At 71.8% G+C, this 12,251-nt stretch carries 13 protein-coding genes; 5 read left to right on the top strand and 8 right to left on the bottom strand.

Features of this window, described 5'->3' with window-relative positions; all coding sequences use genetic code 11:
- Window positions 1–144 precede the first annotated feature (144 nt).
- The 8 genes from FRANEAN1_RS10295 to FRANEAN1_RS10260 are packed head-to-tail and all read right to left on the bottom strand — an operon-like array spanning window position 145 to window position 6,740.
- The gene (locus tag FRANEAN1_RS10295) at window positions 145–516 is read right to left on the bottom strand and encodes a metal-sulfur cluster assembly factor (RefSeq protein ID WP_020459694.1); all 372 of its coding nucleotides are present in this window, start codon (window positions 514–516) and stop codon (window positions 145–147) included.
- Window positions 517–518: 2 nt separating this feature from the next.
- Window positions 519–974: a Fe-S cluster assembly sulfur transfer protein SufU gene (gene sufU, locus FRANEAN1_RS10290; protein WP_020459693.1), complete on the bottom strand. Its 456-nt coding sequence runs from the start codon at window positions 972–974 to the stop codon at window positions 519–521.
- Window positions 971–2,296: a cysteine desulfurase gene (locus tag FRANEAN1_RS10285; protein WP_020459692.1), complete on the bottom strand. Its 1,326-nt coding sequence runs from the start codon at window positions 2,294–2,296 to the stop codon at window positions 971–973. The genes sufU and FRANEAN1_RS10285 overlap by 4 nt, the downstream gene beginning before the upstream one ends.
- The gene (gene sufC, locus FRANEAN1_RS10280) at window positions 2,293–3,075 is read right to left on the bottom strand and encodes a Fe-S cluster assembly ATPase SufC (RefSeq protein WP_020459691.1); all 783 of its coding nucleotides are present in this window, start codon (window positions 3,073–3,075) and stop codon (window positions 2,293–2,295) included. Before sufC ends, FRANEAN1_RS10285 begins: the two co-directional genes overlap by 4 nt.
- A gap of 8 nt (window positions 3,076–3,083) precedes the next feature.
- Complete coding sequence (locus tag FRANEAN1_RS10275) at window positions 3,084–3,440, bottom strand: non-heme iron oxygenase ferredoxin subunit (protein ID WP_020459690.1); 357 nt, start codon at window positions 3,438–3,440, stop codon at window positions 3,084–3,086.
- Window positions 3,437–4,582, bottom strand: a complete 1,146-nt coding sequence (gene sufD / locus FRANEAN1_RS10270; RefSeq protein ID WP_020459689.1) for a Fe-S cluster assembly protein SufD — start codon at window positions 4,580–4,582, stop codon at window positions 3,437–3,439. The genes FRANEAN1_RS10275 and sufD overlap by 4 nt, the downstream gene beginning before the upstream one ends.
- The gene (gene sufB / locus FRANEAN1_RS10265; protein ID WP_020459688.1) at window positions 4,582–5,994 is read right to left on the bottom strand and encodes a Fe-S cluster assembly protein SufB; all 1,413 of its coding nucleotides are present in this window, start codon (window positions 5,992–5,994) and stop codon (window positions 4,582–4,584) included. The genes sufD and sufB overlap by 1 nt, the downstream gene beginning before the upstream one ends.
- Window positions 5,991–6,740: an ArsR family transcriptional regulator gene (locus FRANEAN1_RS10260; RefSeq protein ID WP_347177063.1), complete on the bottom strand. Its 750-nt coding sequence runs from the start codon at window positions 6,738–6,740 to the stop codon at window positions 5,991–5,993. The genes sufB and FRANEAN1_RS10260 overlap by 4 nt, the downstream gene beginning before the upstream one ends.
- A gap of 391 nt (window positions 6,741–7,131) precedes the next feature.
- On the opposite strand from FRANEAN1_RS10260, the gene FRANEAN1_RS10255 reads away from it, so the two are divergent.
- The 5 genes from FRANEAN1_RS10255 (at window position 7,132) to FRANEAN1_RS10235 (ending at window position 12,188) form a co-directional block, all read left to right on the top strand.
- Window positions 7,132–7,881, top strand: a complete 750-nt coding sequence (locus FRANEAN1_RS10255) for a hypothetical protein (RefSeq protein ID WP_020459686.1) — start codon at window positions 7,132–7,134, stop codon at window positions 7,879–7,881.
- 51 nt (window positions 7,882–7,932) lie between these two features.
- On the top strand, window positions 7,933–9,426 hold the full coding sequence (gene glpK, locus FRANEAN1_RS10250) for a glycerol kinase GlpK (protein WP_020459685.1): 1,494 nt from the start codon (window positions 7,933–7,935) through the stop codon (window positions 9,424–9,426).
- A 195-nt stretch (window positions 9,427–9,621) separates the two neighbouring features.
- Window positions 9,622–10,161, top strand: coding sequence for a transcriptional regulator (locus FRANEAN1_RS10245; protein ID WP_020459684.1), 540 nt, complete (start codon window positions 9,622–9,624; stop codon window positions 10,159–10,161).
- A gap of 54 nt (window positions 10,162–10,215) precedes the next feature.
- Window positions 10,216–11,382: an ABC transporter ATP-binding protein gene (locus tag FRANEAN1_RS10240; protein ID WP_020459683.1), complete on the top strand. Its 1,167-nt coding sequence runs from the start codon at window positions 10,216–10,218 to the stop codon at window positions 11,380–11,382.
- Window positions 11,379–12,188 carry an ABC transporter permease gene (locus FRANEAN1_RS10235; protein WP_020459682.1) on the top strand — a complete coding sequence of 270 codons (810 nt, stop codon included), beginning with the start codon at window positions 11,379–11,381 and terminating at the stop codon, window positions 12,186–12,188. The genes FRANEAN1_RS10240 and FRANEAN1_RS10235 overlap by 4 nt, the downstream gene beginning before the upstream one ends.
- Window positions 12,189–12,251 lie beyond the last annotated feature (63 nt).

Below are 12,251 nucleotides of genomic sequence, written 5' to 3'. Positions count from 1 at the left end.
CGGAGCCTACAAGGGACCACTGGGGTCAGTGGCTGCACGTCAAAGAGTTAGCCACGAGGTAAGAAAACGGTCAGGTCACGCTACGACGCTACGGCGACCCAGGGTGCCGCCCCGGGCCGCCGCTCCGTACTAATCAGGTACAGATCAGACGTTGAACCCGAGAGCGCGCAACTGCTCCCGACCCTCGTCGGTGATCTTGTCCGGGCCCCACGGCGGCATCCAGACCCAGTTGATCGTGACGTCGTTGACCAGGTTGTCCGGCCCGTCGACGAGTGCCGAGCGGGTCTGGTCCTCGATGACGTCGGTCAGCGGGCAGGCCGCCGAGGTCAGCGTCATGTCGAGGGTGACCGTGTTGTCGTCGGCGATGTTGATGCCGTACACCAGGCCGAGATCGACGACGTTGATCCCGAGCTCGGGATCAACGACGTCGCGCATGGCCTCCTCGACGTCGTCGAACGATGCCTTCTCCACGACGACAGCCCTCTCCGTCTGGATGGGGGTGGCGGTCTCGCTCATGGTCACTTCTCCTGCTCCGGGACGACGGCGGTGGCCTGCGCGGTGGCGTCCTTCCAGGCCATCCAGGACAGCAGTGCGCACTTCACCCGGGCCGGGTACTTGGAGACGCCCGCGAACGCGACCGCGTCCTCGAGCACCTCCTCGTCGCCCTCCTGGGTGCCGCGGGACTGCATCAGCGCCAGGAACTCGCGTTCGAGCTCGAGCGCGTCCGCCACCGACTTCCCGATCACCAGGTCGGCCATCACGCTGGCCGACGCCTGGCTGATCGAGCAGCCCTCGCTCTCGTAGGACACGTCCGAGACGACACCGTCGGCGACCTTGACCCGCAGGGTCACCTCGTCGCCGCAGGTCGGGTTGACGTGGTGCACCTCGGCATCGAACGGGTCGCGCAGGCCGCGGTGGTGCGGGTTGCGGTAGTGGTCCAGGATGATCTCCTGGTACATGGAGTCGAGCTTCACTTCAGGAAGAACCTCCTGACCTGCCCGAGACCTTCCACCAACGCGTCGACGTCGGCGGTGTTCGTGTACAGGTGGAACGAGGCCCGGGTGGTCGCCGGCACGCCGTAGCGCAGGCAGACCGGGCGGGCGCAGTGGTGGCCGACCCGCACCGCGACGCCCTGCTCGTCCAGGATCTGGCCGACGTCGTGCGGGTGCAGCGGGCGGTCCTCGGAGTCACGCAGGGCGAACGAGATCGCCCCGCCGCGGCCCTCGGCGGTCGGCGGGCCGATGACCCGCAGGCCCGGGACGCCCGCGAGCGCGTCGAGCGCGTACGCGGTGATCTCGTGCTCGTGCGCGGCGACCGCGTCCATGCCGAGGCCGGTGAGGTAGTCCACCGCGGCACCCAGGCCGATCGCCTGGGAGATCATCGGGGTGCCCGCCTCGAAGCGGTGCGGCGGGGCCGCGTAGGTCGAGGCCTCCATGGTGACGACCTCGATCATCTCGCCACCACCGAGGAACGGAGGCATCACCTCGAGCAGCTCGCGCCGCCCCCACAGCACGCCGATGCCGGTGGGCCCGCACATCTTGTGCCCGGTGAAGGCGAGGAAGTCCACCCCGAGGTCGACGACGTCGATCGGCATGTGCGGCACCGACTGGGAGCCGTCGAGCACGGTGAGCGCCCCGACCTCACGAGCCCGGGCGACGATCGTCGCGACCGGGTTGACCGTGCCGAGGATGTTCGACTGGTGCACGAAGGAGACGATCTTCGCCCGGTCGGTGATGACCTCGTCGAGGTGCGCCAGGTCGAGCCGGCCGTCCTCGGTGAGACCGATCCAGCGCAGGGTGGCGCCGGTGCGCGCGCACAGCATCTGCCAGGGCACCAGGTTGGAGTGGTGCTCCATCTCGGTGATGACGACCTCGTCGCCCGGCCCGAGCCGGAACCGCTCCGCCTCGGGGCCGCCCGTGACGGCGTTGCTCATCGCGTAGGCGACGAGGTTCAGCGCCTCCGAGGAGTTCTTCGTGAACACGATCTCGCGCCGGTCGGGCGCGCCGACGAACGCCGCGATCTTGTCCCGGGACTCCTCGTAGAGGGCCGTGGCCTCCTCGGCGAGCACGTGGATGCCGCGGTGCACGTTGGCGTTGTGCCGCTCGTAGTAGGTCCGCTCGGCGTCGAGGACGGCCAGCGGCTTCTGCGACGTCGCGGCGCTGTCGAGGTAGACCAGCGGCAGGCCGTCGTGCACCGTGCGGGCGAGGATCGGGAAGTCGCGACGGACCCGCTCGACGTCGAACCCGGCGCCGGCGTGCGCGCCGGCCCCCGCCGCGCGTGTCTCGACGACGGTCATGAGACCGCCGCCGCCGCCGGCTCCACGCCCTTGACGTACCGGTCGTAGCCGGAATCCTCCAGGGTCGCCGCGAGCTCGGGGCCGCCCTCGTCCACGATCCGCCCGCCCGCCATGACGTGCACGAACTCGGGCTTCACGTAGCGCAGGATGCGGGTGTAGTGGGTGATGAGCAGGATGCCCGTCTCCCCCTTGGCCCGCACCGCCTCGATGCCGGCGGAGACGATGCGCAGCGCGTCGACGTCCAGGCCGGAGTCGGTCTCGTCGAGAATGGCGACCTTCGGCGCGAGCAGCGTCATCTGCAGGATCTCGTGGCGCTTCTTCTCTCCGCCGGAGAAGCCCTCGTTGACGCTGCGCTCGGCGAACGCCGGGTCCATCTCCAGCCCGGCCATCGCCTGCTTGACCTCCTTGACCCAGGTGCGCAGCTTCGGCGCCTCGCCACGCACCGCCGTCGCCGACGAGCGCAGGAAGTTCGACACCGAGACGCCGGGCACCTCGACCGGGTACTGCATCGCCAGGAAGATCCCGGCCCGCGCGCGGGCGTCCACGGACATGGCGAGGACGTCCTCGCCGTCGAGGGTGACGGTGCCCTCGGTGACCGTGTACTTGGGGTGGCCGGCGATGGAGTAGGACAGCGTGGACTTGCCGGAGCCGTTCGGCCCCATGATCGCGTGTGTCTCGCCCTTGCGGACGGTGAGGTCGACCCCGCGCAGGATCTCGCGCGGGCCCTCGGTGTCGGTGTCCACCGACACGTGCAAGTTGCGGATCTCGAGAACAGACACCGCGGTCGTCACCCTCGCTTCGGGTTCGTGTGAAGGTCGACGAGGACGTCGTCGCCGTCGATGGTCACTGGATATGTGGGCACCGGGTCGATCGCCGGCAGGCTCGTCGGCTCGCCGGTGGCGAGGTCGAACTGGGAGCCGTGCAGCCAGCACTCGATGAGGCCGTTCTCGACCTCGCCCTCGGAGAGCATCACGTCGGCGTGCGAGCACTCGTCCCGCATCGCGTACAGCCGGCCGCCCGAGCGGACCACGCACACCGGCTCGCCGTCGATCTCGACGCCGAGCGCCGTCTCGTCGGCCAGGTCGGCGGCGGCGCAGGCGCGCCGCCAGCGTGTGGCTGTGCCCGCACTGTTGGGCGTGGTCATGCGCCCACCGCCGCCAGCTCCTCCTCGACCCGGCTCATGATGCGCTCGCGCAGCTCGGGGAGGTCGACCCGGTCGATGATCTCGGCGAAGAAGCCGCGGACCACCAGGCGGCGGGCCTCGTCGGCGGGGATGCCGCGTGACATCAGGTAGAACAGCGCCTCGTCGTCGAAGCGGCCGGTCGCGCTGGCGTGGCCGGCGCCGGCGACCTCCCCGGTGAGGATCTCCAGGTTGGGCACCGAGTCGGCGCGCGCGCCGTCGGTGAGCACCAGGTTGCGGTTCAGCTCGTAGGTGTCGGTGCCGACAGCGTCGGCGCCGATCACGACATCGCCGATCCACACCGCGTGCGCGCCCTCGCCCTGCAGCGCGCCCTTGTAGGTGACCCGGCTGCGGCAGGACCGCGCCTCGTGGGTCACCAGCAGGCGGTGCTCCTGGTGCTGGCCCGCCTCGGTGAAGAACAGGCCGTAGAGTTCGGCGTCGCCACCGGGGCCGCGGTAGTCCACGGTCGGGTTCAGCCGGACGAGGTCGCCGCCCAGGGTGATGGTGAACGAGCGCAGGCGCGCGTCGCGACCCACCGAGTAGGCGTGCGCGCCGAGGTGGACGGAGTCCGCCGACCAGTCCTGGACGGTGACGAACGTCAGCGCGGCGCCGTGGCCGATGAACACCTCGACGTTGCCGGCGAAGGTGGCGCTGCCGGTGTGGTCGAGCACAACCGTCGCCGTGGCGAACGGGCCGAGCTCGACGAGCACGTGCTCGTAGCAGACGCCGCCGTTGCCCCGCAGGTTCACGACCACCGGCTCGGTGAGTGCGGCCTCGGCCGGGACGGTGACGGACAGGCCGCCGTCCGAACGGGCGATGGCGAACGCCGCCGGGCGGTCCGCCGGGGTGAGCACGCGCCCGATCCGGGAGTCGGTCGGGGCGAGCCGCTCGATCTCGACGCCGTCCGGCGCGGAGACCGAGACGTCGACCTTGGAGTCGGCGACGGGGCCGTTGAGCAGGCCGCGCAGGCGGCGCAGCGGGGTGAACCGCCACGCCTCCTCGCGACCGCCGGGTACTGCGTGGTCCTCGGGGTCACGGGACCGAACGGGACGCGGAGCCGCGCCGGCCTGGGCCGGGGGGCGTCCCGTGGCATCGATGACGGCCATCAGCCGACTGCGCCTTCCATCTGGAGCTCGATGAGCCGGTTGAGTTCGAGGGCGTACTCCATGGGCAGCTCGCGGGCGACCGGCTCGATGAAGCCGCGCACCACCATGGCCATCGCCTCGTCCTCGGACAGACCGCGGCTCATCAGGTAGAAGAGCTGGTCCTCGCCGACCTTGGAGACGCTGGCCTCGTGCCCGATGGAGGCGTCGTCCTCGCGCACGTCGACATAGGGGTAGGTGTCGGAGCGGCTGACCGTGTCGACCAGCAGCGCGTCACACTTCACCGTCGACCGCGAGGCGTGCGAGCCCTCGTTGATCTGGACCAGGCCACGGTACGAGGTCCGGCCGCCGCCGCGGGCCACCGACTTCGAGACGATCTTGGACGAGGTGCGCGGCGCGGCGTGCACCATCTTGGCGCCGGCGTCCTGGTGCTGGCCCTCACCTGCGAAGGCGATCGAGAGGACCTCGCCGTGGGCCTGCTCGCCGAGCAGCCACACCGCCGGGTACTTCATCGTCACCTTGGAGCCGATGTTGCCGTCGATCCACTCCATCGTGGCGCCCTCGTGGCAGGCGGCCCGCTTCGTGACCAGGTTGTAGACGTTGTTCGACCAGTTCTGGATGGTCGTGTACCGGCAGCGGGCGTTCTTCTTCACGACGATCTCGACGACCGCGGAGTGCAGCGAGTCCGACGAGTAGACCGGCGCGGTGCAGCCCTCGACGTAGTGGACGTAGGCGCCCTCGTCCACGATGATCAGGGTGCGCTCGAACTGGCCCATGTTCTCGGTGTTGATCCGGAAGTAGGCCTGCAGCGGGATCTCGACCTGCACGCCCGGCGGGACGTAGATGAACGAGCCACCCGACCACACCGAGGTGTTCAGCGCGGCGAACTTGTTGTCGCCGACCGGGATCACCGAGCCGAAGTACTCCTGGAAGATCTCCGGGTGCTCGCGCAGCCCCGAGTCGGTGTCCAGGAAGATGACGCCCTGCTCCTCGAGGTCCTCACGGATCTTGTGGTAGACGACCTCCGACTCGTACTGGGCCGCGACACCGGAGATCAGCCGCTGCTTCTCCGCCTCGGGGATGCCGAGCCGGTCGTAGGTGGCCCGGATCTCCTCCGGCAGGTCCGCCCACTCCTCGGCCTGCTTCTCCGTCGACCTGACGAAGTACTTGATGTTGTCGAAGTGGATGCCGGACAGGTCCGCGCCCCAGGTCGGCATGGGCTTGCGCTCGAAGAGCTTCAGGCCCTTCAGCCGCAGGTCCGTCATCCAGGACGGCTCGTTCTTCTTCGCCGAGATGCTACGTACGACCGCCTCGGAGAGGCCACGTTCCACGTCGACGGCATAGGCGTCCGCATCCGCCCAGCCGAACCGGTAGGAGCCAAGGCCCTCAAGGGCGGTCTCGGCAGAGGTGGTCATAGAGAACCTTCCGGAAAGGTGGATGGTTGTGATGTCTGCCCGGACGGGGTCCTGTCGGGCGCCGCGCCCGCTGGCCCGGAGGGCCCCGACGGCGAGAGCACCGTGATCGACTCCACCGGGATCACCGGTATGTGTGTGGTGCAGACGCCGTCGCCGTGGGCGATCGTGGCTAGGCGCTGCACGTGCGTGTCGAGGAGCCGCGCCAACATCGCCGTCTCGGCCTCGCACAGCGCGGGGAAGCGCTCGGCCACGTGCTGCACCGGGCAGTGGTGCTGGCAGATCTGGGTACCGCTCGGCAGCTCGGAGACGCTGGCCGTGTACCCGGCCTGGGTCATGGCCGCGGCGATCGCCTCCGGGCGCTCCGCCGGCGGCACGGCGACGACCTCGTCGCGGATCCGCCGTTCCAGATCGACCCCGCGTGCCCGGGCGAACTCGGCCACCGCGTCGGGGCCGCAGGCGTCCGCGAGGAACAGCAGCGCGCCGGCGGCCAGGTCGGAGTAGGCCGTGGGGCCGGCCTGGTGCCCGGCCTCGGTGAGGGTGTAGCGCCGGGCCGGCCGGCCCCGCCCGCGCCGGCCGTGGACCACGGTCGATGTAGTCGTTATGGTGCCGTCCGAGGTCATCGCGTCGAGATGCCGGCGGACGGCCGCGGGCGACAGCCCGAGCTCGTGCGAGAGGTCCGCGGCTGTGGACGGGCCGCGTTCGAGCAGGAGCCGCACGAGGCGATCCCGGGTGCGACCGTCGGTCACACCCGTGGACACCTCCTGCCCGACCTTCTCCTGCTCGCTTTTCACAACACCAGTGTGCCCTATTTCCAGGACGTGGTCGAACCGAGGCGGCCGTCGCCCACCTGACGGGCCCGTGATCTCCTTCATAGGGTCGGGTCACCGACAGAAGTCGGGTCTGCCAGGTCACATGTGACCGCTTCGGACATACCCGATCGGACCCCTCCCACAGGCGGATGGGACACTTCGCCCGGCGCGCGCGGAACATCACCCGGGCGCGGCTGCGGGCTCCTGTCTGCCCTGACCGGAGCGGTCCGGGCAGCACGGCCGGAGCCTGCGCGGACCTCACCATGGTCCCCACCGGACATCCCGGCGACCGGAGACGGCCCGGGGCGGCACGGGAGGCGACGGAGAGATGCGGACGGTTCGCGGCGGCACCGCACATCCCGGCGGGATCCCCGATCCGGGCACCACCATCTATCCGCGGCGCGGGGCGCGGCGGGTCGCGGCCCTGCTTCTGGCCGGCGCCGTGCTGGCGCTCACCGCCTGCACCGGCGGCTCCGATACGAACGGCCTGGAGGACGCCTCGCCGGCCGAGATCGGCACGAGGTCGGTCGAGGCGCTGCGCACGGCACAGAGCGTGCGCGTCGTCGGGACGGTCCAGGACCCGTCGACGGACGGGACGACCAACTACGACCTGGTGATGTCCGGGGCGTCGTCCCGGGGCACCGTCACCTCCGGCTCGATCGTCACCGAGGTCGTGAAGATCGCGGACGACACCTACGCCCGCGGCAGCAAGGAGTACTACGAGTCGATCGGCGAGGGTGCCGCCGCCGATCTGCTCGCCGACCGCTGGGTCCGGCTCTCCGCCGACGCCGCGGGCCAGTACCGCTACTTCACCATTGACGGCTTCGCCCTCTCGATCGGCGAGTACGTGTCCGCGCTGGACGGCGACGTGAGCACCGAGAAGATCAACGGCAAGCCGGCCGTCGAGGTGGGTAGCAAGGTCGGGACGCGCCTGTGGGCCGCCAACACCGGCGACGCCGTGCCGCTGCGCCTGGAGCTGCTGGGCGGCGACGAGGGCAAGATGGAGTTCTCCGAGTACGGATCAAAGGTCGCGATCGCCGCACCGGCCGACGCCGTCGACCTCGCCTCGCTGGCCTGACGGCTCGTCTGGCCTGACGGAGGCGGGCGGCCTACGGAGGGGGACCCGACGATGCTGGTAGCCGCCGTCGATCAGGGCACGACAGGGACCACGGTCTGCCTGCTCGACGAGGAGGCCACGGTCGTCGGCCGCGGCTACCGCGCGGTCGGCACCTCCTTCCCCCGCCCGGGCTGGGTGGAGCAGGACCCGGCGGAGCTGCTGCGCGGCGTCGTCGACACCGTCGCCGCCGCGCTGGCCGACGCCGGGCGGGCCCCGTCCGACCTGGCAGCGGTGGGCATCACCAACCAGCGCGAGACCACGGTCCTCTGGGAACGCCGCACCGGACATCCACTGCACCCCGCCGTGGTCTGGCAGGACCGGCGCACGGCGGATGTCTGCGAACGGCTGGCCGCGGCCGGCCACGGGCCGCGGGTCCAGGAGCGCACCGGCCTGGTGCTCGACCCCTATTTCTCCGGGACGAAGGCCGCCTGGGTGCTCGACCACGTCGACGGGGCCCGCCGGGCGGCCGCGGCCGGCGAGATCGCGTTCGGCACCGTCGACTCCTGGCTCGTCTGGGGCCTGACCGGCGGGCGGGCGCACATCACCGATGTCACCAACGCCTCCCGCACGATGCTGTTCGACCTGGCGGACGGCGCCTGGTCGGCCGAGATGTGCGACCTGCTGGACGTCCCGGCCGAGCTGCTCGCCGAGGTGGTGCCGAGCTCCCGGGTGTACGCCGAGACCGACCCGGAGGTGTTCCTCGGGGTCCGGGTGCCGATCGCCGCGGTCGTCGGCGACCAGCAGGCCGCCCTGTTCGCGCAGGCGTGCTTCGAGCCCGGCCAGGCCAAGAACACCTACGGCACCGGCTCGTTCGTCCTGGTCAACACCGGGGCGACGCTCCCGGCGCCGCAGTCGTCGCTGCTGCGCACTGTCGCGTTCGGGCTCGACGGCGAGCCGCTCACCTACGCGCTGGAGGGGGCGATCCTCTCCACCGGCTCCGCGGTGCAGTGGCTGCGTGACGGGCTGGGCGTCATCTCCGACGCCGAGCAGACCGCGGCGCTGGCCGCCTCGCTGGACGGCAACGACGGGGTGTACTTCGTCCCCGCGCTCGCCGGGCTCGGCGCGCCGCACTGGGACCCGCGCGCCCGGGGCACGCTGGTCGGCCTGACCCGGGCGACCGGCCGGGCGCACCTGGCCCGCGCGGTGCTCGAGGGCATCGCCTACCAGACCAGGGACGTCGTCGAGGAGATGGCCGCGGGCGCCGGGGTGACGGTGACCCAGCTGCGGGCGGACGGCGGCGCCGCGCGCAACCCGTGGCTGATGCAGTTCCAGGCCGACATCCTCGGGGTCGAGGTGGACGTCCCGGAGAACATCGAGACCACGGCGCTGGGGTCGGGCTACCTGGCCGGGCTGGCGACCGGTGTCTACGCCGGGCGCGACGAGCTGGACGCCCGGCGACGCACCGCGGCGCGGTACCAGCCGGCCATGGACGAAGACCAGCGAGCCGAGCTTTACGGGCAGTGGCTGCGCGCCGTCGAGCTCTCACGGGACTGGGATCGCGGCTGACCTGGTTGTTTGTGCGGTTTCCAAGACGAGAAACCGACATGTCCCACATCCGGACAACGATTGAAGCCCACTTAGAGACAACAAAGGCTCGCGGCTGATTGGGAAAACTGCCTGCCGCCGTCCGCGATACCTGCCAACCTGTTCTGCGGGGGCGGTTGGCGTCTCCTGCCGCACCTGACCCCCCGGACGGAGACCGTGACCGACGCGGACTACGCCCTGGAACTCGGCCGCCGCCTCCGGGCGGCCCGCAACCGCCGCGGGCTGTCCCTGCTCGACGTCCAGGAACGCACCGGCGGGCGCTGGACCGCCGGAACCCTCGGTGCCTACGAACGTGGCAGCCGGACCCTGCGGGTGCACCGTCTCGTCGAGCTCGCCGAGCTGTACGACGTCCCCGCGACCCTGCTGGTGCCGCCGCCGGTCGAACGGCGCGAGACCGACGACCTGCCACCGCTGGTGATCGACCTGCGCCGCCTGCGCAAGCTGCCGCCGACCCGGACGGGCCCGCTGCGCCGGTGGATCGCGATCGTGCAGGTGCTGCGCTCGGACAGCTCCCGGGACGTGCTGCGCCTGCGCCGCTCCGACCTCCAGTCGCTGTCCCGGCTGTACAGCACGACGCCCGCCGTCCTCTACGAACGGCTCGGTGCCTGGGGCACGCTGGTCGAGGCCGGCGAGCCGGTACCGACCGGCGGCCGGCGCCGGGCGGCCACGGTCCGCCCGACACAACCCCGCCGATAACGCCCGGCGATAACGGCACGGATAACCCCGCGCCGAGTCCGTAGGATCGGCGGCGTGGCGGAGGTCCTGGCAGTCGAGGTGACCGATCTGGTCAAGATCTACCGGCGGTCCGCCGGCGGGAACACCGCACGTCCGCGCTACCTGCGCGCCGGAACGCCCGAGGCCTCCGGAGGCCCCGCGACCACACCAAGATCTACCCGAGCCCACGGGCGCCGCCAGGCGCACCCGCCCACCGAGACCAAACAGGGTGACGCGCCGCCGCCCAGGCGTGCCGGCCGCGGCGCACAGACCCGCGGCGCACAGACCATCGAGGGCCAGGTCCTTCCCAGCGGGGAGCGCGCGGCCCAGATCCGGGCGGTCGACGGCCTGTCGCTGAGCGTCTCGGTGGGTTCCGTCACCGCCGTGCTCGGGCCGAACGGCGCCGGCAAGACCACCACGATCGAGATCTGCGAGGGATTCCGGGCGGCCGACAGCGGCGAGGTCCGCGTCCTCGGCCTGGACCCGATCCGCGACGGCGCCGCGCTCCGCCCGCGGGTGGGTGTGATGTTGCAGGCCGGCGGCATGTACCCGGGCGCGCGCGCCGGCGAGATGCTGCGGCTGATCGCCGCGCACCATGCCAACCCGCTCGACGCGGGCGTCCTGATGGAACGCCTCGGGCTCGCCGAGGCCGCGGGCGTGCCGTTCCGCCGGCTCTCCGGCGGCCAGCAGCAGCGGCTCTCCCTCGCGATGGCCGTCGTCGGCCGGCCCGAGCTGGTCTTCCTCGACGAGCCGACGGCGGGCCTCGACGTCCAGGGGCGCCGCGACACCTGGGAGCTCATCGAGGAGCTGCGGCTGTCCGGCGTCACCGTCGTGCTCACCACCCACGCGATGGACGAAGCCGAGCGCCTCTCCGACCAGGTCGTGATCGTGAACCGGGGCCGGGTCGTCGCCGCCGGGTCGCCGGCCGAGCTGACCCGCGGCGGCGCCGAGGGCCAGCTCCGCTTCCGCGCGCCGGCCGGCCTCGACGTCGAGCGCCTGCTGCTGGCCCTGCCCGACGGCACGACCGGCCGGGAGGGCCCGTCCGGCCACTACCTGGTGCAGGGCACCGTCGACCCCCAGCTGCTCGCCGCGGTCACCGCGTGGTGCGCCAGCAACGGCGTGCTCGCCGAGGACCTGCGTGTCGAACAGCGCACCCTGGAGGACGTGTTCGTGGAGCTGACCGGCTCGGAGCTGGCGTCATGAGCGTGGCCGACACCACCACGGCCGGCACCGTGCTTGATCTGCGCCCGGCGCCGGGCGCGGCGCCGCGGGCCCGGATGCTGGCCGCGCAGACCCGCCTTGAGCTCACGCTCACCCTGCGCCGCGGCGAATCCGTCCTGCTCACCCTGATCATCCCGATCGGCCTGCTCGTCTTCTTCTCCGCCGTGGACGTCCTGCCGACCTCGACCACCACGCAGCGCTCGGTGGACTTCCTCGTCCCCGGCGTGCTCGCGCTGGCCGTGATGTCCGCCGCGTTCACCGGCCAGGCCATCGCGACCGGATTCGAACGCTCCTACGGGGTACTCAAGCGGCTGGGCGCCTCCCCGCTCCCCCGCTCGATCCTGCTCGCGGGCAAGACGCTGGCCGTGCTCGCGGTCGAGATCGTCCAACTCGTCCTGCTGGTCGCCGTCGGCTTCGCCCTCGGCTGGGAGCCGGCCGGCTCCGTCGCCGACGCGGGCTGGGTGATCCTGCTCGTCCTGCTCGGGACGGCCGCCTTCTCCGGCCTGGGCCTGCTGATGGCCGGCACGCTGCGCGCCGAGGCGACGCTCGCCGCCGCGAACGGCGTCTACCTGCTACTCCTCCTGGTCGGCGGCGTGGTGTTCCCGCTGGACGAGCTGCCCGGCTGGATGCGGGTTGTCGCCGAGGCCCTGCCCACGGCAGCGCTCTCAGAGGGGCTGCGCGCGGTGCTGGCCGACGGCTCCGGGCCGGGGGCGGGCAACCTGCTCGTGCTCGCGCTGTGGTCGGTGGGTGCGCTGGGGCTCGCGTCGCGCCTTTTCCGCTGGGAATAGCCGACCGGCGTCAGCAGGCCGCGCACCGGTGCCGGGTCACCCCGGTAGTGGCGGCGCGCACCC

The sequence above is a fragment of the Parafrankia sp. EAN1pec genome (assembly GCF_000018005.1).
GTDB lineage: Bacteria > Actinomycetota > Actinomycetes > Frankiales > Frankiaceae > Parafrankia > Parafrankia soli.
Note: the sequence above shows the minus strand (reverse complement) of the source record. Positions and strands in the feature narration are given on the sequence as shown.